Annotated in this window: 18 protein-coding genes; 15 read left to right on the top strand and 3 right to left on the bottom strand. The window is 60.6% G+C overall.

Annotated features, from left to right (window positions below):
- Positions 1-11: 11 nt before the first annotated feature.
- The 4 genes from atpG to mscL all read left to right on the top strand — a co-directional run bounded on the left by atpG (position 12) and on the right by mscL (position 3,349).
- Complete coding sequence (gene atpG, locus GZH91_RS17565) at positions 12-875, top strand: F0F1 ATP synthase subunit gamma (protein ID WP_161984320.1); 864 nt, start codon at positions 12-14, stop codon at positions 873-875.
- A 27-nt stretch (positions 876-902) separates the two neighbouring features.
- Positions 903-2,282, top strand: a complete 1,380-nt coding sequence (gene atpD, locus GZH91_RS17560) for a F0F1 ATP synthase subunit beta (RefSeq protein WP_147075182.1) — start codon at positions 903-905, stop codon at positions 2,280-2,282.
- A 61-nt stretch (positions 2,283-2,343) separates the two neighbouring features.
- Complete coding sequence (locus tag GZH91_RS17555; protein WP_147074756.1) at positions 2,344-2,766, top strand: F0F1 ATP synthase subunit epsilon; 423 nt, start codon at positions 2,344-2,346, stop codon at positions 2,764-2,766.
- Positions 2,767-2,935: 169 nt separating this feature from the next.
- Positions 2,936-3,349 (top strand): large conductance mechanosensitive channel protein MscL, encoded by a 414-nt coding sequence (mscL, locus tag GZH91_RS17550; RefSeq protein WP_147074757.1) that lies wholly within the window; start codon positions 2,936-2,938, stop codon positions 3,347-3,349.
- Positions 3,350-3,379: 30 nt separating this feature from the next.
- On the opposite strand, the gene GZH91_RS17545 is transcribed toward mscL, so the two are convergent.
- A complete protein-coding gene (locus GZH91_RS17545) occupies positions 3,380-4,255 on the bottom strand; it encodes an SDR family oxidoreductase (protein ID WP_147074758.1) in 876 nt (291 codons plus the stop codon).
- 22 nt (positions 4,256-4,277) lie between these two features.
- Between GZH91_RS17545 and GZH91_RS17540 the strand changes: the two genes are divergently transcribed.
- The 8 genes from GZH91_RS17540 to GZH91_RS17505 all read left to right on the top strand — a co-directional run bounded on the left by GZH91_RS17540 (position 4,278) and on the right by GZH91_RS17505 (position 13,770).
- Positions 4,278-5,300, top strand: coding sequence for a CDP-6-deoxy-delta-3,4-glucoseen reductase (locus GZH91_RS17540; protein ID WP_147074759.1), 1,023 nt, complete (start codon positions 4,278-4,280; stop codon positions 5,298-5,300).
- Between the two features lie 42 nt (positions 5,301-5,342).
- On the top strand, positions 5,343-6,539 hold the full coding sequence (locus GZH91_RS17535; RefSeq protein ID WP_147074760.1) for a citrate transporter: 1,197 nt from the start codon (positions 5,343-5,345) through the stop codon (positions 6,537-6,539).
- Between the two features lie 61 nt (positions 6,540-6,600).
- Positions 6,601-8,652 carry a hydrogenase 4 subunit B gene (gene hyfB / locus GZH91_RS17530; protein ID WP_223264635.1) on the top strand — a complete coding sequence of 684 codons (2,052 nt, stop codon included), beginning with the start codon at positions 6,601-6,603 and terminating at the stop codon, positions 8,650-8,652.
- Complete coding sequence (locus GZH91_RS17525; protein ID WP_147074761.1) at positions 8,649-9,584, top strand: respiratory chain complex I subunit 1 family protein; 936 nt, start codon at positions 8,649-8,651, stop codon at positions 9,582-9,584. Before hyfB ends, GZH91_RS17525 begins: the two co-directional genes overlap by 4 nt.
- Positions 9,585-9,587: 3 nt before the next feature.
- Entirely contained in the window at positions 9,588-10,247 is a 660-nt protein-coding gene (locus GZH91_RS17520) for a formate hydrogenlyase (RefSeq protein ID WP_147074762.1), read from the top strand.
- 1 nt (position 10,248) lies between these two features.
- Positions 10,249-11,697 (top strand): hydrogenase 4 subunit F, encoded by a 1,449-nt coding sequence (locus tag GZH91_RS17515; protein WP_147074763.1) that lies wholly within the window; start codon positions 10,249-10,251, stop codon positions 11,695-11,697.
- Positions 11,698-11,706: 9 nt separating this feature from the next.
- Positions 11,707-13,248, top strand: a complete 1,542-nt coding sequence (locus GZH91_RS17510; protein ID WP_147074764.1) for a hydrogenase large subunit — start codon at positions 11,707-11,709, stop codon at positions 13,246-13,248.
- Between the two features lie 6 nt (positions 13,249-13,254).
- Entirely contained in the window at positions 13,255-13,770 is a 516-nt protein-coding gene (locus tag GZH91_RS17505) for an NADH-quinone oxidoreductase subunit B family protein (RefSeq protein ID WP_147074765.1), read from the top strand.
- A 211-nt stretch (positions 13,771-13,981) separates the two neighbouring features.
- Here the strand turns inward: GZH91_RS17505 and GZH91_RS17500 are convergent, their stop codons facing one another.
- A complete protein-coding gene (locus GZH91_RS17500) occupies positions 13,982-14,542 on the bottom strand; it encodes a gamma carbonic anhydrase family protein (RefSeq protein WP_147074766.1) in 561 nt (186 codons plus the stop codon).
- A complete protein-coding gene (locus GZH91_RS17495; protein ID WP_174861871.1) occupies positions 14,539-16,314 on the bottom strand; it encodes a SulP family inorganic anion transporter in 1,776 nt (591 codons plus the stop codon). The genes GZH91_RS17500 and GZH91_RS17495 overlap by 4 nt, the downstream gene beginning before the upstream one ends.
- A gap of 174 nt (positions 16,315-16,488) precedes the next feature.
- Here GZH91_RS17495 and GZH91_RS17490 point away from each other — a divergent pair, with 174 nt between their 5' ends.
- From GZH91_RS17490 to GZH91_RS17480, 3 genes are read left to right on the top strand one after another with little or no spacing between them, the layout of a single operon-like run.
- On the top strand, positions 16,489-17,742 hold the full coding sequence (locus tag GZH91_RS17490; RefSeq protein WP_147074768.1) for an RsmB/NOP family class I SAM-dependent RNA methyltransferase: 1,254 nt from the start codon (positions 16,489-16,491) through the stop codon (positions 17,740-17,742).
- A 1-nt stretch (position 17,743) separates the two neighbouring features.
- Positions 17,744-18,301 (top strand): phospholipase D family nuclease, encoded by a 558-nt coding sequence (locus tag GZH91_RS17485; RefSeq protein WP_147074769.1) that lies wholly within the window; start codon positions 17,744-17,746, stop codon positions 18,299-18,301.
- Positions 18,298-19,587, top strand: a complete 1,290-nt coding sequence (locus GZH91_RS17480; RefSeq protein ID WP_147074770.1) for a mechanosensitive ion channel family protein — start codon at positions 18,298-18,300, stop codon at positions 19,585-19,587. The genes GZH91_RS17485 and GZH91_RS17480 overlap by 4 nt, the downstream gene beginning before the upstream one ends.
- Positions 19,588-19,657: the final 70 nt, after the last annotated feature.

The following is a 19,657-nucleotide window of genomic DNA, read 5'->3' as shown; positions in this document are numbered from 1 at the left end:
GGAAAGCAATCATGGCTGCCGGAAAAGAGATACGCACCAAGATCAAGAGCGTGGAAAATACGCGCAAGATCACCCGCGCCATGGAAATGGTGGCGGCTGCGAAAATGCGCAAGGCACAGGAACGCATGCGCGCTGCGCGCCCTTACGCCGAGAAGATCGGCAACGTGGCTGCCCATCTGTCCCAGGCCAACCCGGAGTACAAGCACCCGTTCGTGGTCAAGCGCGATAGCGAAAAGCGCGTCGGCCTGATCGTGGTCACCACCGACAAAGGTTTGTGCGGCGGCCTCAACACCAACGTGCTGCGCCTGGTGGTGAACAAGATGAAACAGTGGGATGGCGCCAAACTGGGCGTGGATGTCACCGCAATTGGCAACAAGGGGCTGGGCTTCATGCAGCGTACCGGTGCCAACGTAGTGTCGCACATGATTGCGCTGGGTGATACACCGCACATGGACCGGCTGATCGGGCCGGTCAAGGTGATGCTGGATGCCTACATGGAAGGCCGGATTGATGCGCTCCATGTAGTGTACAACCGCTTCGTCAACACCATGAAGCAGGAACCAACGCTGACCCAGTTATTGCCGCTGGCTGCCGAGCCGAGCGACCAGCCCGTGCACCACTGGGACTATATCTACGAACCGGATGCCAAATCGGTGGTGGATGCCTTGCTGACGCGCTACATCGAGGCGCTGATTTACCAGGCGGTAGCCGAAAACATGGCCAGCGAGCAAAGTGCGCGCATGGTGGCAATGAAAGCGGCGTCCGACAACGCCAAAAACGTGATCGAAGAGCTCAAGCTGGTTTACAACAAGACCCGCCAGGCCGCGATTACCAAGGAACTCTCCGAGATCGTGGCTGGTGCCGCGGCCGTTTAAGCAATTTTGTTATTTCAAGGAACGACGATGAGTCAAGGCAAAATCGTACAAATCATTGGCCCGGTGGTTGACGTGGAATTTCCGCGCGACAGCTTGCCCAAGGTCTATGACGCACTGAAAATGGACACCCCCGAGCTGACCCTGGAAGTTCAGCAACAGCTGGGTGACGGCATCGTGCGTGCCATTGCCATGGGCACCACCGACGGCCTGCGCCGCGGCATGCTGGTGAGCGGTAGCGGCGCGGCGATTTCCGTGCCGGTGGGGATTAAAACCCTGGGCCGCATCATGGACGTGCTGGGCAAGCCGATCGACGACATGGGCCCGATCGGCAACGAAACCAGCTGGGGCATCCACCGCAAGGCGCCGGCCTTTGACGAACTGGCGGCGTCCAACGAACTGCTGGAAACCGGCATCAAGGTGATCGACCTGATCTGCCCGTTCGCCAAGGGCGGCAAGGTCGGCCTGTTCGGGGGTGCTGGCGTGGGCAAGACCGTGAACATGATGGAACTGATTCGCAACATTGCGGTGGAGCACAGCGGTTACTCGGTGTTTGCCGGTGTGGGCGAGCGTACCCGTGAGGGTAACGACTTCTACCACGAGATGAAAGACGGCGGCGTGCTGGACAAGGTGGCCCTGGTCTACGGCCAGATGAACGAGCCGCCGGGCAACCGTCTGCGCGTGGCGCTGACCGGACTGACCATGGCCGAGTACTTTCGTGACGAAGGCCGCGACGTGCTGCTGTTCGTGGACAACATCTACCGCTATACCCTGGCCGGCACCGAAGTATCCGCGCTGCTGGGCCGGATGCCGTCTGCGGTGGGCTACCAGCCTACCCTGGCGGAAGAGATGGGGCGCCTGCAGGAGCGCATCACCTCCACCAAGAAGGGCTCCATCACTTCGATCCAGGCCGTGTACGTGCCTGCCGACGACTTGACCGACCCGTCGCCGGCGACCACCTTTGCGCACCTTGATGCCACCGTGGTGCTGTCGCGCCAGGTGGCCGAACTGGGGATCTACCCGGCCGTGGACCCGCTCGACTCCACCTCGCGCCAGCTGGATCCGCTGGTGGTGGGTGAAGAGCATTACAGCGTGGCGCGCGGCGTGCAGTCGGTGCTGCAGCGTTACAAAGAGTTGCGCGACATCATCGCCATTCTGGGCATGGATGAACTGGCGCCCGAAGACAAGCTGGCGGTGGCGCGTGCGCGCAAGATCCAGCGTTTCCTGTCGCAGCCGTTCTTCGTGGCCGAAGTGTTTACCGGCGCGCCCGGCAAGTACGTGTCGCTGAAAGACACCATCAGCGGTTTCAAGGCCATCGTCAACGGTGAATACGACCACCTGCCCGAACAGGCGTTCTACATGGTCGGCACCATTGAAGAAGCCGTCGAGAAAGCCAAGACCATCCAGTAATCCCAGTCAGGGTGCAGACGCTGCCTGCACCCGCTGAACGCAACACAGGGAAGCGAGATTTATGGCCATGACCATTCATGTAGACATCGTCAGCGCAGAAGCAGAATTGTTCTCCGGCACCGCAGAATACGTGGTGGTACCGGCGGAAATGGGCGAAGTGGGTATTTACCCGCGTCATACCCAGATGCTGACGCGCATCAAGCCCGGCTCGGTGCGCATCAAAAAGCCTGACGTTGCCGAAGAAGAAGTGATTTATGTATCCGGCGGAATGCTGGAAGTGCAGCCGCATGTCGTGACCATCCTGTCAGATACTGCCATTCGTGGCCACGATCTGGATGAAGCCAAGGCGCTGGAAGCGAAACGCCATGCCGAAGAAGCGATGCGCAATCATGCTTCGAAAATGGATTACGCCAAGGCGCAGGTTGAACTGGCCGAGGCGGTTGCACAGATTGCGGCAATCCAGAAGCTGCGCAAGCGCAGCTAGTTGTGCTTTGCGGCAGACAAAAAAGACAACCCGCAGGTTGTCTTTTTTGTTTATTTAACAATCAGTGATAAACCTTGAAAGCTGACAGGCTGATTCTATAACGCTGCTAAACTGCAGCGGGCGGGCTACCAAAAGCTAGCCGAAATAACTCAAACCGGAAGGAGTTGCCATGAGTTTTGTCAGCGAGTTCAAAGCATTTGCCATTAAGGGTAATGTGGTTGATTTGGCGATTGCGGTCATTATTGGGGGCGCATTTGGCAAGATAGTGGATTCGTTTGTCAAAGACATTGTCATGCCTGTCATCGGCCAACTGGTAGGCGGCGTAGACTTCAAGGAGCTCTATATCAACCTTGGCAGCAAGACGTACGACACCCTGGAATTGGCAGAAAAAGCGGGTTCCCCGCTGATTAAATACGGCGTCTTTATCAATTCCGTCGTTAATTTCACGATCATAGCACTGGCTATTTTTGTGGCGCTAAAGGCGATGAGCAAGTTGCAAAAATCTGCCCCGCCTGCCGCTCCGGCAGCCCCTCCAGAGGAGGTATTGCTGCTGCGTGAAATCCGTGACAGCCTGAAAAAATAAACCCCGGTACCTGGCAACACTCCACTGCGCTTACCCGGCTGGGCGCTGTGTTTTAAGAAATGCATCCACATCCGCATACAGCAGGCGCACACCCAGCTCCGACCTGATACGCTGGTTAAGCAGGCGCCGGGATTCGCGCATGAATGACAGCAGCGGCGCGGGCAGTGTCGCCTCGGCCTCGGCGCGCGTGATGCGTGGCGGAGCGGGCAGACCGAAGGTCGCTGCAACCCGCGCAAAATAATCTCCCATATTCATACGGCTATCATCGCTGGCATGATAGATACGTCCGGCGCGTGCATGAAATAACGCATAAATCGCAATCTGTGCCAGATCATCGGCATGGATGTGGTTAGTGAACACGTCGTCTTCGGCACGCAGCGCAGGCGTGCCATGTTGCAGGCGTTCGATCGGTAGTCGTTCGGCAGCATAGATCCCCGGTACCCGCAGAATGCTGACGGCCACTCCGTTGCGCCGTCCCCAGCGGCGCACCTGCTGCTCGGCATCGAGCCGCCGTCGCGCACGTGCATTTTGCGGGCGCGGTGGACGGGTCTCATCAATCAATGCCCCCGCGCAGTCACCGTATACGCCGCTGGTGCTGATGTACACCAGCCGGCGTGGTAAAATCCGGCTTTTTCCCAGTATCGACAACAGCTTGCGCGTGCGCATATCGTGCTCACCGCAGGCGGGCGGCGGTGCGAAGTGCAGCACCCAGTCCGCGACACCCGACAGACGCGCCAGGCTGGCATGGTCGTCGAGATCGCCGCGGACAGGGGTAATGCCCGCTTCGCGCAAGCGCTGTGCCGATTGCGGCGTACGCGCCAATCCATACAGCCGGTGTCGTGGCGCCAGCAGGCGTGCGCAGCGCAAGCCCACATCGCCGCAGCCGATAATCAGAATATTTGCCATTAGTGTATTTTAGAGGAAGTTCATGCCCTACCAGATTACCATTCAGCCCAGCGGCCACATTGTTCATGCGGATGACGACGAAACCATCCTCGCCGCTGCGCTGCGCGAAGGCTACATGCTGCCCTACGGCTGTCGCAACGGCGCCTGTGGCACCTGTAAGGGCAAGCTGGTGTCGGGCGAGATAGATTACGGCGAATACCAGTCCGGCGCACTGTCCGACGCCGATATCGACGCGGGCAAGGCGCTGTTCTGCGTGGCACGTCCGCTCAGCGACATCAGCATCGAGTGCCGCGAAGTCGGCGCCGCCAAAGACATCCAGATCAAAACCCTGCCGTGCCGCGTACACAAGCTGGAACGGCTTGGTCACGATGTCATGGCGCTGCACCTCAAACTGCCTGCCAACGAGCGCCTGCAATTCCTCGCCGGGCAATATATCGATATTTTGCTCAAGGACGGCAAGCGCCGCAGCTTCTCGCTCGCCAATGCGCCGCACAACGATGACTATCTGCAGCTGCATGTGCGCCATATCCCGGGCGGCGAATTTTCGGAGCACATTTTCACGCGCATGAAAGAGAAGGACATCCTGCGCTTCGAAGGCCCGCTGGGCAGCTTCTTCCTGCGCGAAGACAGCGACAAACCCATTATCTTCATGGCCGGCGGCACCGGCTTTGCCCCGGTCAAGGCCATGCTGGAACACGCCTTCCACCACCACATTGACCGCGAGATGGTACTGTACTGGGGCGCACGCCAGCTACGTGATTTATACATGCCGCAGCTGCCCGGCCAGTGGCAGCAGGAATATCCCAACTTCACCTTCATCCCGGTACTGTCCGAGCCTGCCCTGGAGGATGCCTGGCCTGGCCGTACCGGACTGGTCGCCGACGCCATCCTGCAGGATTTCCCGGACTTGTCCGGCTACCAGGTGTATGCCTGCGGCGCACCGGGCATGGTGGATGCCGCGCATAAAACCTTTCTTCAGCACGGCCTGCCGGAAGACGAATTTTTTGCCGATGCGTTCCTGTACCAGTCCACACCCGGCAAGTAAGGGCATGGCGTTAACGGCAACATCCAGCCGCACCAGCCAAACATGATTGCCGGCATTCCCGTCGAATTCATCCTGTTCGCGCTCACCCTGCTGGGTGTGGCGGTGCTGCATCAGCACAATCTGCCCATCGCGCTGGCCGGGCTGACGGTGATCTGTGCGTATAAATGGCTGGCGCTGGACTATGCGCTGGGGGCACATTTCCTGCGCGAATGGATGCTGGTGCTGAACTTGCTCGGCCTGCTGCTGGGCTTTGCGATACTGGCGAAGCACTTCGAGGATTCCGGCGTGCCCGACCTGATGCCGCGTATCCTCCCGGACGACTGGAAGGGCGGCTTCGTGCTGCTGTTGCTGGTGGCGCTGATGTCGACTTTTCTCGACAACATCGCCGCCGCCATCCTGGGCGGCGTGGTGGCGCGCAAGGTTTTCAGCGGGCGCGTCAGCGTGGGGTATCTGGCAGCGATTGTGGCGGCCAGCAACGCCGGTGGCGCGGGTTCAGTGGTGGGCGACACCACCACCACCATGATGTGGATCGCCGGCGTGCCCGCGCCGCATGTCGCCGATGCGTTTATCGCGTCGGGCGTGGCGCTGCTGGTGGTGGGCGTGTTCGCCAGCCGCGCCCAGCACCGCCATCAGCCGATCCAGGCCGACCCGCGCCCGGGCGCGCAACTGGACGCTGAAGAGCTGGGCATCCTCGGCGTGGTGGTGCTGACGCGCGTACTGGTGGCGGCGCTGATTATCGGCGGCGCGGTGGCGGGCAATGTACTGGTGGATTTCCCCGCGCTGGGGGCGTGGATCGCAGTGTTGATCGGCGGCCTGTTCCATCCCATCCCTTGGGCTGAGGCGAAAAACGCCTGGAAGGGCGCGCTGTTCCTGATTGCGCTGGTGCTGGCCGCGTCACTCATGCCGGTGGCCGCGTTGCCGCTAGCCGGTTGGCACACCACGCTGGGCCTGGGCTTTGTCAGTGCGGTGTTCGACAATATTCCGCTCACCGCACTGGCATTGAAGCAGGGCGGCTACGACTGGGGCATGCTGGCGTTCGCCGTGGGTTATGGCGGGTCGATGATCTGGTTCGGTTCGTCCGCCGGGGTGGCCATCTGCAATGGTTTCCCGGAAGCCAAAAACACCTGGCAGTGGCTAAGACAGGGCTGGTTCGTGCCGCTAGGCTATGTGCTGGGATTCTTCGTGCTGCTGGCGCTGCTGGGCTGGCACCCGGACGCGTTGAAAGCGACAGGTTCCTAGCCTGGGTAGCTGACGCTGCTGTGCTTTTGATCGCCATGCGCTGGATGACAGATGCAAGCAGATGGTGCTATTGTTAAAGCCGATGATGGACAGTCTTACAGCGATCCTGTTTAGCCCCCTGCCGATAGATGTGATGCTCGGCGTCATCGTATTCTGGATCGCGCTGGGCGTTCTCGGTCTGTTCGCCCCGCTTGATCTGCGTTTTGTAGGGCATGTCCTGTTTCCGCTGGGTGCAGTGGGCGGGCTGGTCCTGGCGGGTGCCGGCTTGGCCGGCATGGGAGAGCGGCCGGAGACGGCCACCCTGGCGCTGGGGCTGCCCGGCCTGCCCTTTCACCTGCGGCTGGACGCCCTGTCGGCATTTTTCCTGGTGCTGCTCGGGGCTGCGTCGGCCGGAATCTCCATTTATTCGGCCGGTTATTTCCGCAAAGGCGAGGGCGCGGCACCCGGCGTGTACGGCCTCCAGTATCACTTTTTCCTCGCCGCGATGGCGCTGGTGATGCTTGCCGACGACGCGTATCTGTTCATGGTGGCGTGGGAGACAATGGCGCTGTCTTCGTACTTCCTGGTCACCAGCAACCACAAGCTTCCCGAGATCCGTCGCGCCGGTTTTCTGTACTTGTTGATCGCCCATCTCGGTGCCATCGGCATTCTGTTGAGTTTTGGCGTGATGCAGGGCGGTCACGGCGACTATACGTTTGCGGCCATGCGTGCGAGCCATCTGAGCGAATTCTGGGCCAGCGTGACGTTTCTTCTGGCACTGTTCGGTTTCGGCGCCAAGGCGGGGATTTTGCCGCTCCATGTCTGGTTGCCGGAGGCGCACCCCGCGGCGCCTTCCCCGGTATCCGCGCTGATGAGCGGCGTGATGCTGAAGACGGCGATTTACGGACTGCTGCGCGTGACCTTCGACCTGTTGCCGGCGCAGCTGTTGTGGTGGGGTGTGGTGGCGCTGTTGCTGGGCCTGCTGACCGCACTGTTCGGTGTCATGTTCGCGGCGGTGCAGACCGACATGAAACGCCTGCTGGCTTATTCTTCGATCGAGAACATCGGCATCATTCTGGTGGGCATCGGGCTGACGCTGATCTTCCGCGCCTATGCGCTGGGCGCGCTCGCTGCCATCGCGCTGGCGGCGACCCTGTATCACTGCCTCAACCACGCGTTTTTCAAGAGCCTCCTGTTCCTGGTCACCGGCACGGTACTGCACTCGACCAGGGAGCGCAGTCTGGGCAAGCTGGGCGGCCTGATCCGCAGCATGCCCTGGGTCGCATGGCTGGCGCTGATCGGCACCCTTGCCATTGCCGGACTGCCGCCGCTCAATGGTTTCGTCTCGGAGTGGCTGCTGCTGCAAGCGTTTCTGGCGACCCCGAGCCTGCCCAGTTCCTACCTGAGCATGCTGGTGCCGGTGGAGGCCGCGGCGGTGGTACTCGCCATCGCCCTGGCGGGCTACGTCATGGTCAAGTTCTACGGCGTGATCTTTCTCGGCCAACCGCGCGAGGAAAAACTCGCCACGGCGCACGACGCCAATTGGCTGGAGCGGCTTGGCCTGGGCTGGCTGGCGCTGGGTTGCGTGGTGCTTGGCCTGGCGCCCGTGTTCGTGCTGATGCAACTGGATCAGGTTACCCGGCTGCTGACCGGTTACACCGTGGGGGCTACAGCGGCCCAATCCGGCTGGCTGTTTGTCGTAGCGACGTCCCCTGAACACGCGAGCTACAGCCCCCTGCTGTTTCTGCTGGGCATATTGACCTTGCTGCTGCTGACTTTCGTGCTGGTGCGCAAGTTCTACCATGGGCGGATGCGGCGCGGCCCCGCCTGGGACTGCGGTTATCCGCAGCAAACGGCGCGCATGCAGGATACGGCCGAAGGGTTCGGGCAGCCGATCAAGCAGATCTTCGAGCCGTTTTTCCGCATTGAGCGCCAGATGCCGGGTCCGTTCGATGCGCACCCCCGCTATCAGGGCAAGGCGGAGGACAAGCTGTGGTATGCGCTTTACCTGCCCATCGCGCGACTGGTCGAGCGTCTTTCCCTGATGATCAGCACCTTGCAGCATGGCCGCATCCACATTTATCTGCTGTACAGTTTCGTTACGCTGCTCGTCCTGCTGCTGTTTACCCGATGATCTCTTCCATTTTCTCCCAGCTATTTCAAACCCTGCTCATCGTGGTGCTGGCGCCGCTGCTGCTGGGCTGGGTCAACCAATGCCGCGCCTGGCTACAGAACAGGCGCGGCGCCGGCGTGCTGCAGCCGTACCGGGTTTTGCACAAGCTGTTCCACAAGGACGCGGTGCTGGCGGACAATGCATCGTCCCTGTTCCGCACCGCCCCGTATATCCAGTTCGCTTGCATGGTGCTGGTCGCGAGCATTGTTCCGATAGTGGCGACGGACCTACCGTTTGCCGCAGCCGCTGACGTCATCGCGCTGGTGGGACTGTTTGCGCTGGCGCGGCTGTTCGCGGCGCTCGCGGCCATGGACGTCGGTACTGCGTTCGGCAGTATGGGTGCGCGGCGCGAGATGCTGGTGGCCAGCCTGGCGGAACCGGCACTGCTGATGATACTGTTCACGCCCGCGCTGATCGCCCATTCCACCTCGCTCACCACCATCGTCGAGGCGCTCGCGCACCGGGAAGTCGTGCTTTATCCCAGTCTCGCCTTCGCCGCCGTGGCTTTTGCCATGGTGGCGCTGGCCGAGAATGCCCGCATCCCGGTCGATAATCCCGCCACCCATTTGGAACTGACCATGATCCACGAGGCCATGATCCTCGAATATTCGGCGCGCCACCTGGCGCTGATCGAATGGGCGAGCGCGATCAAGCTGAGCAACTACAGTGCGATCGGGATCGCCTTGTTTCTGCCGTGGGGCATCGCCGGTGCGGGTGACTGGAGCGGCGTACCGCTGGCATTGGCGGTGCTGTTCGTGAAACTGCTGCTGGGTGGCGCCGGGCTGGCCCTGCTGGAGACCCTGTCGGCCAAGCTGCGTATTTTCCGCGCGCCGGAGTTCCTGGGAACCGCATTTCTGCTGGCGGTCCTGGGGATGCTGATGCTGGAGCTGTAAACGATGGCTACATTTACCGGACAGCTGATTAATTTTCTGGCCGCGCTGCTGCTGCTGATCGCCTTCGCCATGCTGTCGCAGCGGCGTATTCTGTCCCTGATCCATCTGTTCGCCTGGCAAGGGTTTGTACTGGCGCTGAGCACCACGGTGGTGGCGTACTCCACCGGCCAGCCCCATTTGTATTATTCGGCCTTTTTGACGCTGATGCTGAAGGCGTTCCTGCTGCCCTGGATACTGCACCGGCTGATTATTCGGCTCAATATCAAGTGGGACGTGGAAACCATGATCAACGTCCCGACGACCATGCTGGTCGGCATCGCCCTGGTGATCTTCGCCTTCAACCTGGCGGCGCCGATTTCGCAGCTGGCCGACACCATTACCCGCAGTACCCTGGGCATTGCCATGGCCAGCGTGCTGCTGTCATTCCTGATGATGATTACCCGGCACAAGGCAGTGGCGCAGGTGGTCGGCTTCCTGGCGATGGAAAACGGGCTGTTCTTTGCTGCCACCAGTGCCACCTACGGCATGCCGATGGTGGTTGAGCTGGGCATTGCGCTGGACGTGCTGGTGGGAACCTTCATTTTCGGTATTTTCTTCTTCCAGATCCGGGAAACCTTCGACAGTCTGGACATTAAAAACCTGGAAAAACTGAAAGAGGATTGAGGTGGAAATTCTTTGGCTGCTGGGTGTTCCTCTGTGCGGCGGGATATTGCTGGCCCTGTTTGGCCACAAGCGCTGGGCGCACGAACTCAACACGCTGATGAGCCTGGCCACTTTCATCGTCGCCGCCGTTCTCACTGTCCGCATTGTCAATCGGGGACCGATGACGGCGTTCAGCGAACAGTTCTTCATCGACTCGTTCAACGTATTCCTGGTCGCGCTGACTGCCTTCGTGGGATTCACCACCGCGCTGTTTTCGCGCTCCTACATGCGCATCGAACAGCTCCATGGCAAGCTGTCGGCGAATATGCTGCGCCTCTACCACAGCATGTACCAGCTGTTCTCCTTTACCATGCTGCTGGCGCTGACCACCAACAACATGGGTATCCTGTGGGTGGCGATGGAAGCGGCCACCCTCACCACCGTGCTGCTGGTCAGCCTGTACCGCACCCCGGCCAGCCTGGAGGCGGCGTGGAAGTATTTCATCCTGTGCGGCGTCGGCATCGCGCAGGCGCTGTTCGGCACCATCCTGCTGTATTTTGCGGCGGAAAAAATACTCGGCGCCGGCGGCAACGCGCTGCTGTGGACGCATCTCAACGCGGTGAAAGGCCACCTGGAACCCACTGTGCTGTCGCTGGCCTTCGTGTTCCTGCTGGTGGGCTACGGCACCAAGGTCGGCCTGGCGCCGCTGCACAACTGGCTGCCGGATGCCCATGCCGAAGGTCCGACGCCGGTTTCCGCGGTGCTTTCCGGCCTGCTGCTGAACGTCGCGCTGTACGCGGTGGTGCGCAGCAAGGTGCTGGTGGACGGGGCGCTTGCCTCGCATCTGGCCGGCAACCTGATGATGGGGTTCGGCCTGTTCAGCGTGGTGGTCGCGGCGTTTTTCCTGTCGCGGCAAAAGGACGTCAAGCGCATGTTCGCCTACTCCTCGATCGAACACATGGGGCTGATGACCTTTGCGTTCGGCATGGGCGGCGCGGTCGCCACCTTTGCCGGGCTGCTGCACATGACGGTGCATTCGCTCACCAAGTCGTCCATCTTCTTTACGGTGGGACACGCGGCACAGAAAACGGGTTCACAGCTGATCGAAAACATTCGCGGCCTGATCGATACCAATCCCACCATCGGCTGGGGTCTGATGCTGGGCAGCCTGGCCATCCTCGGCATGCCGCCGTTCGGCGTGTTTGCCAGCGAATTCCTGATCATTACCACCGCCATGCATGAGCATCCCTGGGCCACGCCGTTCCTGCTGGTGGCGCTGGGGGTCGCCTTCGCCGCCATTTTCACCCGGGTGCAGGAAATGGTGTTCGGCGAAACGACGGGCCAGCGTCTGCCGCACCCGCCCGCGCTGATTCCGGTTTTTGTGCATCTTGCCCTGGTGTTGCTGCTGGGACTGTATATCCCGCCGTATCTTGCCGACTGGTACCGTCAGGCAGCACGACTGATCGGCTGAAGGAGCGCCATGCGTATCGAAGATTTTGACCTTGCACTGTCTCCGCTTCCCGGTGCGGCGCCGGTGTGGCACGGCGATGTGGATGCCGCAGCATGGCGCCAGGTGTGCCGGCAGGTGCATGACAAGGGTGGTCGTCTGGTCGCGCTGTGGGGAAGCGACCGGCGTGAGCTGGAGCGAGGTTTTGCCGTGCACGCGGCGCTGGTCATCCGTTCCGGGCTGGTGTGGCTGACGCTGGCCACCGACAATGACCGGTATCCAGGCATCGACGATATTTTTCCGGCGGCGAGCCGCATGCAGCGTGCGTTGGGCGACCTGCTCGGCATTTATCCGCATGCCCCGCAGGATGCACGGCCATGGCTGCGGCACAGCGCCTGGCCGGCAGACCAGTATCCGTTGCGCAAGGATTTTGACGGCAGCACCGCGCATCCTGCGCAGCCGCAGGATTACCCGTTCGTCACCGTGGAAGGCGACGGCGTGCACGAGATTGCAGTCGGGCCCGTGCACGCCGGGACGATCGAGCCCGGTCATTTCCGCTTTTCGGTGATTGGCGAACGTATCCTGCGCCTGGAGCAGCGCCTGGGCTACGCTCACAAGGGCGTGGAAAAGCTGTTTGAGACGATGACGCTGGAGGGCGGGGCACGACTCGCAGGCCGGATCAGCGGTGATTCCACCGTCGCCTACGCATGGGCCTACGCGATGGCGGTGGAAAGCGCAGTGAGCACGGTGCCACCCGGCCGGGCGCTGTGGCTGCGCGCCCTGCTGCTGGAACGCGAGCGCCTGGCCAACCATCTTGGGGATCTGGGCGCGCTGGGCAACGATGCCGGTCTGGCCTTTGGCCTGGCGCAGTTCTCCTGTCTCAAGGAAGACCTGCTGCGCAGCAACGCGGCGCTGTTCGGACACCGCTATCTGATGGACAGCATCGTTCCCGGCGGCGTGGTAAACGATCTGGATGAAACGGGGGCTGCCCGGCTGATGGCCGAGCTCGACGCGCTCGACCAGACCGTCACCCGCCTGCGCTACATCTACGACGACCACGCGGGGCTGCAGGATCGCTTCATCGGGGCGGGTCAGGTCACCCCGGAACTGGCCGCCCGCCTCGGGTTGTGCGGGCTGGCGGGACGCGCGAGCGCACAGGCCTGGGATCTGCGCGCGCAGTTTCCGACGGCGCCTTATGACAGGCTGGATGTGCGCATGGCGACGCACCGCAACGGCGATGTCGCGGCGCGGGTGGCGGTACGCTTTGACGAGGTGAGCGAGGCAATACGCCTTTGCCGGCTGATTTTGAAAGGGCTGCCGGGCGGCGCGATCTTTACCATATTGCCAAAAGCCCCCGACCACGCGATTGGCGTGGGCTGGGTGGAAGGCTGGCGCGGCGAGGTCTTGGTTGCGCTGGAGACGGGAACGGACAACCGCATCCGCCGCCTGCATCCGCATGACCCGTCGTGGCAGAACTGGCCGCTGCTTGAGCACGCCGTGCTGGGCAATATCGTCCCGGATTTCCCGCTCATCAATAAGTCGTTCAACTTGAGCTATAGCGGGCACGATTTATGAGGAATCATGTACAAGATCATTAGGCAGATCCTGCAGTCGGGCATAAAAACCGAGACACCGCCGGGCATCGACGACGCATTGCGCTGCACGGCCCAGCGCCTGGAAAATGCAATCCTCGAGCGCTTCGGCGGCGCGTTGGCGATTCGCCACGTGGATGCCGGCTCGTGCAACGGCTGCGAGCTCGAAATCCACGCTCTCAGCAACCCGTATTACAACCTGGAAGGGCTCGGTATCCATTTTGTCGCCAGCCCGCGGCATGCGGACATGCTGCTCGTTACCGGCCCGGTTTCGCGGCATATGGAAACGGCGCTGCAGCGCACGTATGAAGCCATCCCGGAACCGAAACTGGTGGTGGCAGTGGGAGACTGCGGCTGTAGCGGAGGCCTGTTTGGCGAAAGCTATGCGAGCCGCGGGCGCGTGGCCAGCGTGATCCCGGTGGATGTTGCCGTACCAGGCTGTCCGCCGCCGCCCTTTGCGCTCATGCAGGGCATTCTGACTGGAATCAGCAGTCGCATGGGCTAGCCAAGTAATTTGAACCGGGAAAAAGCAGTCGGCCACGGAGAGCACGGAGGGAAATGAGAAAGCAAAAGGCAAAAGGCAAAAGGCAAAATTTAAGACGCTTCCCCGGGCTTGATTTTTGCCTTCATTGTTTCCCCCGTGCTCTCCGGGTTAACATGATCCCCATCACCAGCGTGGCGATTTTCAGGCCGTCGTAGGCCGTAATCGGAACCGGTCAGAATTCGTTCTGCAGCTTTTTGTAACCCTTTACCAGGTTGATGTTAGTCTGCGCCACGTCTTCGGAGAAGTCTTCTTCACGGAAGCCGACCTGCTCGATTTTGCTCAGATCTGAATCAGCGTGGATGTTGGTGGTGGAGGGGATGTGGAAGCCGTCGGGCAGCTCGCAGCCTTCCACCACAGAGTTGTGGCGCACTACGCAGCGCTTGCCCACCACACAGTTGAACAACACCGAGTTGAAGCCAATGAACACGTTGTCGCCGACCACGCACGGGCCGTGCACGATGGAACGGTGGGCGATGGAGGTATGCTCGCCGATCAGCACCCGCGCACCGGATTTGGAGTGGATTACCACACCGTCCTGAATGTTGGAATTGGCGCCGATGATAATCGGTTCCATATTGCCGCTGTCATCCACCTCGTCGGCGCGGATCACTGCATACGGTCCGATAAATACGTTTTCGCCGATGAACACCTTGCCGCAAATAATGGCAGTCGGGTCAACAAAGGCGGATTCGTGGATGACGGGTAAATCCCCGCTGGGATTTTTGCGGATCATGTGCGTGGCTCTCCATTGGGTAGTGCAATATTGCATTGCTTGAAAATGCGCGCAGTACAGGTACGACAAATTTCCGAGTCGAGTTTGGGATAAATTGCGTCGATCGGGCGCGATTTGGTGGGGAAAATATTGGCCTCGCCGATGTCGTCCAAATAGTGTCCTTTCACCAGTAGATCACGTACCCCATTTTGCATCCGGTAGAAATACAGCCCACCACCCATTTTTTTGCGACGCCTGGCTTCCTGCATGAGCATTTCTGCGCCCGCCACATCGACAAAGTTCATGCCGCTGGCAGCAAACAGCACGTGTTTTTGCTGTGGGTTAATCTCGTCAATCTGTTGCAGGGTTTGCTGCACATGGTTGACCGCACCGAAGAAAATCGAGCCCTGTAAGCGGATCATTTTGAGCTGCGGGCATTCGGGGCGTCCATCCACCGGCACAAAGTGGTAGCTGTCCGGTTCCGGGTCAGGCACCACATCCACCAGCGCCGGGCGCGAGGTGCGGTACAGATAAAGCATCAGCGATAGCATGATGCCGAAGAAAATGCCTTTCTCCAGGTCAATCAGCGTACCGATGATGGTCACCGCCAGCACTGCCGTTTCCTGTTTGCTGGTATGGAAAATGGAATGGATGTGGTGGAAGTCAATCAGCGCCCACGCCACCAGGAACAGAATCCCGGCCATCGCGGCGGTGGGCAGGTAGGCGGCGAGTGCCGCCACCAGCATCAAAATCAGGATCAGGAACAGTGCAGAATACACCGCGGCCAACGGAGTTTTTGCGCCTGCAGCATAGTTCACGCCGCTGCGGTTGAACGAGCCGCTGGAAGCGTAGCTGGAGAAGAAACTGCCGAAAATGTTGGATAAGCCCTGGCCGATGAATTCCTGGTTGCCGTCAATACGTTGCTCGGATTTCACCGCGATGGCGCGCGAGATGGATACGGCTTCGGTGAGCGCCAGCATGGTCACAATCAGCGCCGGGAAAACCACCTGGCTGATGGCTGTGAGCGAAAAATCCGGCAGGGTGAACGGTGGCAGGTGGGCAGCCAGCGCGCCGACGGTCTTGATGTGGGTGGTTTCGGCACCCCCTGCCAGGTTGTTGATGATGAGCGCGGCCACACTGCCCACCACCATGGCAATAATCATGTACAGCTTGGGCATCAGTTTGCGCGCCACGATGCCGGTGACCAGGGTGATGACACCCACCGCGGTCACGTAGGGATTGATTTTGTCCAGCTGCAGGAACACCTGGTGCAGAATCTCGTGGAATGGCAAGCCGCGTGCCATGTTGAGGCCAAGGAAATTCTTGATTTGGCTGGCTGCGATCAGCACCGCGGCGCCCGCGGTAAAGCCGATCACTACGGTGTGCGAAATGAAGTTGACCAGTGCGCCCATGTGCGCCAGACCCATGATGAACTGGAAGATTCCGGTCAGGAAGGTGAGGGTGAGTACCAGGCTGATGAACTGTGCAGAGCCGGGTTCAGCCAAGGGGCTGACCGAGGCAAACACGGCTATCGAAATGGCGGTAGTCGGCCCTGAAACCAGGTGCCAGCTGGAACCAAACAGCGCAGCAATCACCGCCGGCACCATTGCCGCATACAAGCCAAACTCCGGCGGCAGGCCGGCAATGGTGGCAAACGCCACCCCCTGCGGCAGCACGATCATTGCCCCGGTCAAGCCCGCAGTCAGGTCAGCCTTGGTGGTATCGCGGTTGACCGTAGGCCACCAGCGCAGGAACGGGAAAACCTTATACAGCCATAGATTGCAGGCGAGCATGTCTTTCAAGGGGCACCTCAGAGTCGGTAAATCGCTTTAAAAAGAGCGAGGCGGCGATAAACAGCGGAATTATCTGATATTTAACCCCCTGCGGCAAACTGCGCGTCCCGTCTGGCGTGGTCGACGGCAGCAGTTTCGGCTAAACTGCACGGCAATGTCGAACCCGTAAAACCCATGCCTTCTCCCTATCTCCCCCTCGAACAAGCCATTACCGCGCTGCGAGCGGTAATGGCTCTGGATACGCCAGCCGACGTGGTATTGAGCCGTTATTTCCGCGAAAATCCGATGCTGGGCAACAAGGATCGCGCCTTTATCGCAGAGCTGGTTTTCGGCGTGCTGCGCCGCAAGCGCTCGCTGGAGGCCGCCACTGGCAAAGGCACGCCACGTCAGCTGGCGCTGGCCTGGCTGGTGCGCGTGCAGGGCATGAACATGCGCCAGCTGGAGCCGCATCTGCGCGGCCCGGAACTGGACATGGTACCGCAAATCAAGGCGCTGGATCTGGCGACGCAGCCGCTGGCGGTGCAATGGGATGTGCCGGACTGGCTGGCAGAGCGCTGGCTGGCGATATATGGCGCGGAGGCTGCGGCGCGCCTGGCGCAGGCGCTGCTGCACCCCGCCCCGCTGGATTTGCGCGTCAACACGCTGCGCGCCAGGCGCGACGACATGCTCGCCGTGCTCAACGCGGCGGGCATGAGCGCCACTGCCACGCCGTATTCACCGGTCGGTGTCCGTATGGCAGACAAGCCGGTGCTGGCAAAATACAAACCGTTTCTGGAAGGCCAGATCGAGATCCAGGACGAAGGCAGTCAGCTGCTTGGCTATCTGGTGGCGCCCCGGCGTGGCGAGATGGTGGTGGATTTTTGTGCGGGGGCGGGCGGCAAAACGCTGCTGCTGGGAGCGCTGATGCACTCCACCGGGCGGCTGTATGCATTCGACGTGTCGGAAAAACGCCTGGCCAAGCTCAAGCCGCGCCTCAAGCGTTCTGGTTTGTCCAATCTCACGCCGCAGCTCATCACCAGCGAAAACGACACGCGCATCAAGCGCCTGGCCGGCAAGATTGACCGGGTGCTGGTAGACGCACCGTGTAGCGGCATGGGCACGCTGCGCCGCAACCCCGACCTGAAATGGCGCCAGTCGCCCGACAGCGTAGCCGAGCTGTCTGCCAAGCAGACGGCGATTTTGGCTGCCGCGTCGCGTCTGGTGAAACCGGGCGGGCGGCTGGTGTATGCGACCTGTAGTTTGCTGCCGGAAGAAAACGAGCAGGTGGTCGAGGCGTTCATTGCCGCCAACCCGCGTTTTGTGCTGAAAAATGCAGCGGAAATCCTGCAGCAGCAACATGTCGCGCTCGACACCGGCGACTATTTGCGGCTTAACCCGGCTGAGCATGGCACCGATGGCTTTTTTGCAGCAGTGCTGGAAGCGAGTTGACATGCGCCAAGCCATCGTGTGGCTGGTGCTATTGTCGTGTAGCCACCCCAGTTGGGCACTTCAGGGTAGCCGCACGCTACCGGTGCTGCCTGCCGTGGGCACGCTGCAGGTGGCATTTACGCCGGGCGACGACGCGGCGGCGCTGGTGATTGCTGCGCTACGCGATGCGCGCCGGCAGATTCGGGTGCAAGCGTTCAGCTTTACCCATCGCGCCATTGCCGATGCGCTGATTGCCGCGCATCAACGCGGGGTGGACGTGGCGCTGATCGCCGATAGCGAGCAGACCGATAGAATTTCCACCAGCGTGGTGAGGTATATGGCGGCGGCCGGTGTGCCGGTTTATCTGGATGCCGAGCACGCCAGTGCCCACAGCAAGATCATGGTCATCGACGCCGATAGCGCGCCTGTGGTCATTACCGGCAGTTATAATTTTACCCATGCGGCGCAGTATCGCAACGCAGAAAACCTGCTTGTTCTGCGCGGAAACTCGGCGCTGGCTCAAGCCTATGCCGTTAACTGGCGTCGCCACCGTGAACACGCAATTGCGTTAAGCCCATGACCCGACCTGTTCCGCTCGAAAATCTGTTGTCTCAGTTGCTTAACGAAACCCATCAGAACGAACTGGGCTGGCAGTTCGCCGTTCTCGTCGTATGCGGCCTGGCGAGCTGGGGGGTGATGCGCTGGATTTGCCCGCGTCTGGCGCAGGTGCATGGCACCTGGCGCCTCGGTCTGGAAGGGCTCAAGCGGATTGGTTTGTCGCTGGTTACGCTGGTGCTGGTATTGATCGGACGAGAGATTCTTGAGCCATGGCAGCCGGTGCATGTGTTGAACATTGCCGTGCCGCTGCTCGAGGCCATGGTGCTGGTGCGCACCCTGGTGTATATGCTGCGCTACGCATTGCGCAGCAACGAGGCCATCAAGACATGGGAGCGGTTAATCGCCTGGATTATCTGGATCGGTCTGGCTTTGCATATTACCGGTGTACTGCCGCGCATCCTGCATGCGCTGGATAGCGTCTCATTTGACGCGGGCGCCCACCATTTCTCGCTGTTGCTGCTGCTCGAGGCGGTTATCGTCATCGTGCTCGCGGTGGTAGGCGCGCTGTGGCTGGCGCAATTCGTCGAAACGCGCCTGATGCGCGTGAGCCGCATGGATCTCAATCTGCGCCTGGCGCTGATCAAGGCGACCCGCACCCTGCTGCTTATTACGGGCGTGTTGATTGCATTGCCCGTGGTGGGCATTGATATCACTGTGCTGTCGGTGTTTGGCGGGGCCCTGGGTGTAGGGCTGGGCCTGGGGTTGCAGAAAATCGCCAGTAACTATGTATCCGGGTTCATTATTCTGCTCGATCGCTCGATCCGCCCGGGTGACATGCTCACGGTGGGCACGGGCTATGGTGAGGTGAGCCAGATCAATACCCGCTATACCTTGCTTAAAGCGCTGGATGGTACGGAAATCCTTATTCCCAATGAAACGCTGATTACCTCAACCATAGTGAATCACTCGCTCAGCAAGCGCGATATCCGCATGGCGATCCCCATCCAGATCAGCTACGAGAGCCCGCTGGAACGGGCAATGGAGATATTGACAGCAGCAGCGGCAAATCACCCGCGCGTGCTGCAGGGCGATAGCAAGGAGGCGCCCAGGGTTTTGATAAAAAATTTTGGCGAGAGCGGCATTGATCTGGAACTGGGCGTGTGGATTTCTGACCCGGAAGGGGGGCAGGCCAATCTACGTTCCGATCTGTATATGGAAATATGGAGGAATTTCCGTGCTGGCGGGATTGAAATCCCGTATCCGCGCCGTGACATTCACATCATTCAGCCCGAGAATCAAAACGTTTAATGTGCTGGACACATTTCTGTTATATTGCGCAGTGGAGGACATATATTAGGATAAGACTATCTTGACTTGA

The organism is Sulfuriferula plumbiphila, assembly GCF_009938015.1.
Taxonomy (GTDB): domain Bacteria; phylum Pseudomonadota; class Gammaproteobacteria; order Burkholderiales; family Sulfuriferulaceae; genus Sulfuriferula; species Sulfuriferula plumbiphila.
This window is presented reverse-complemented; position numbering and strand designations above follow the sequence as displayed.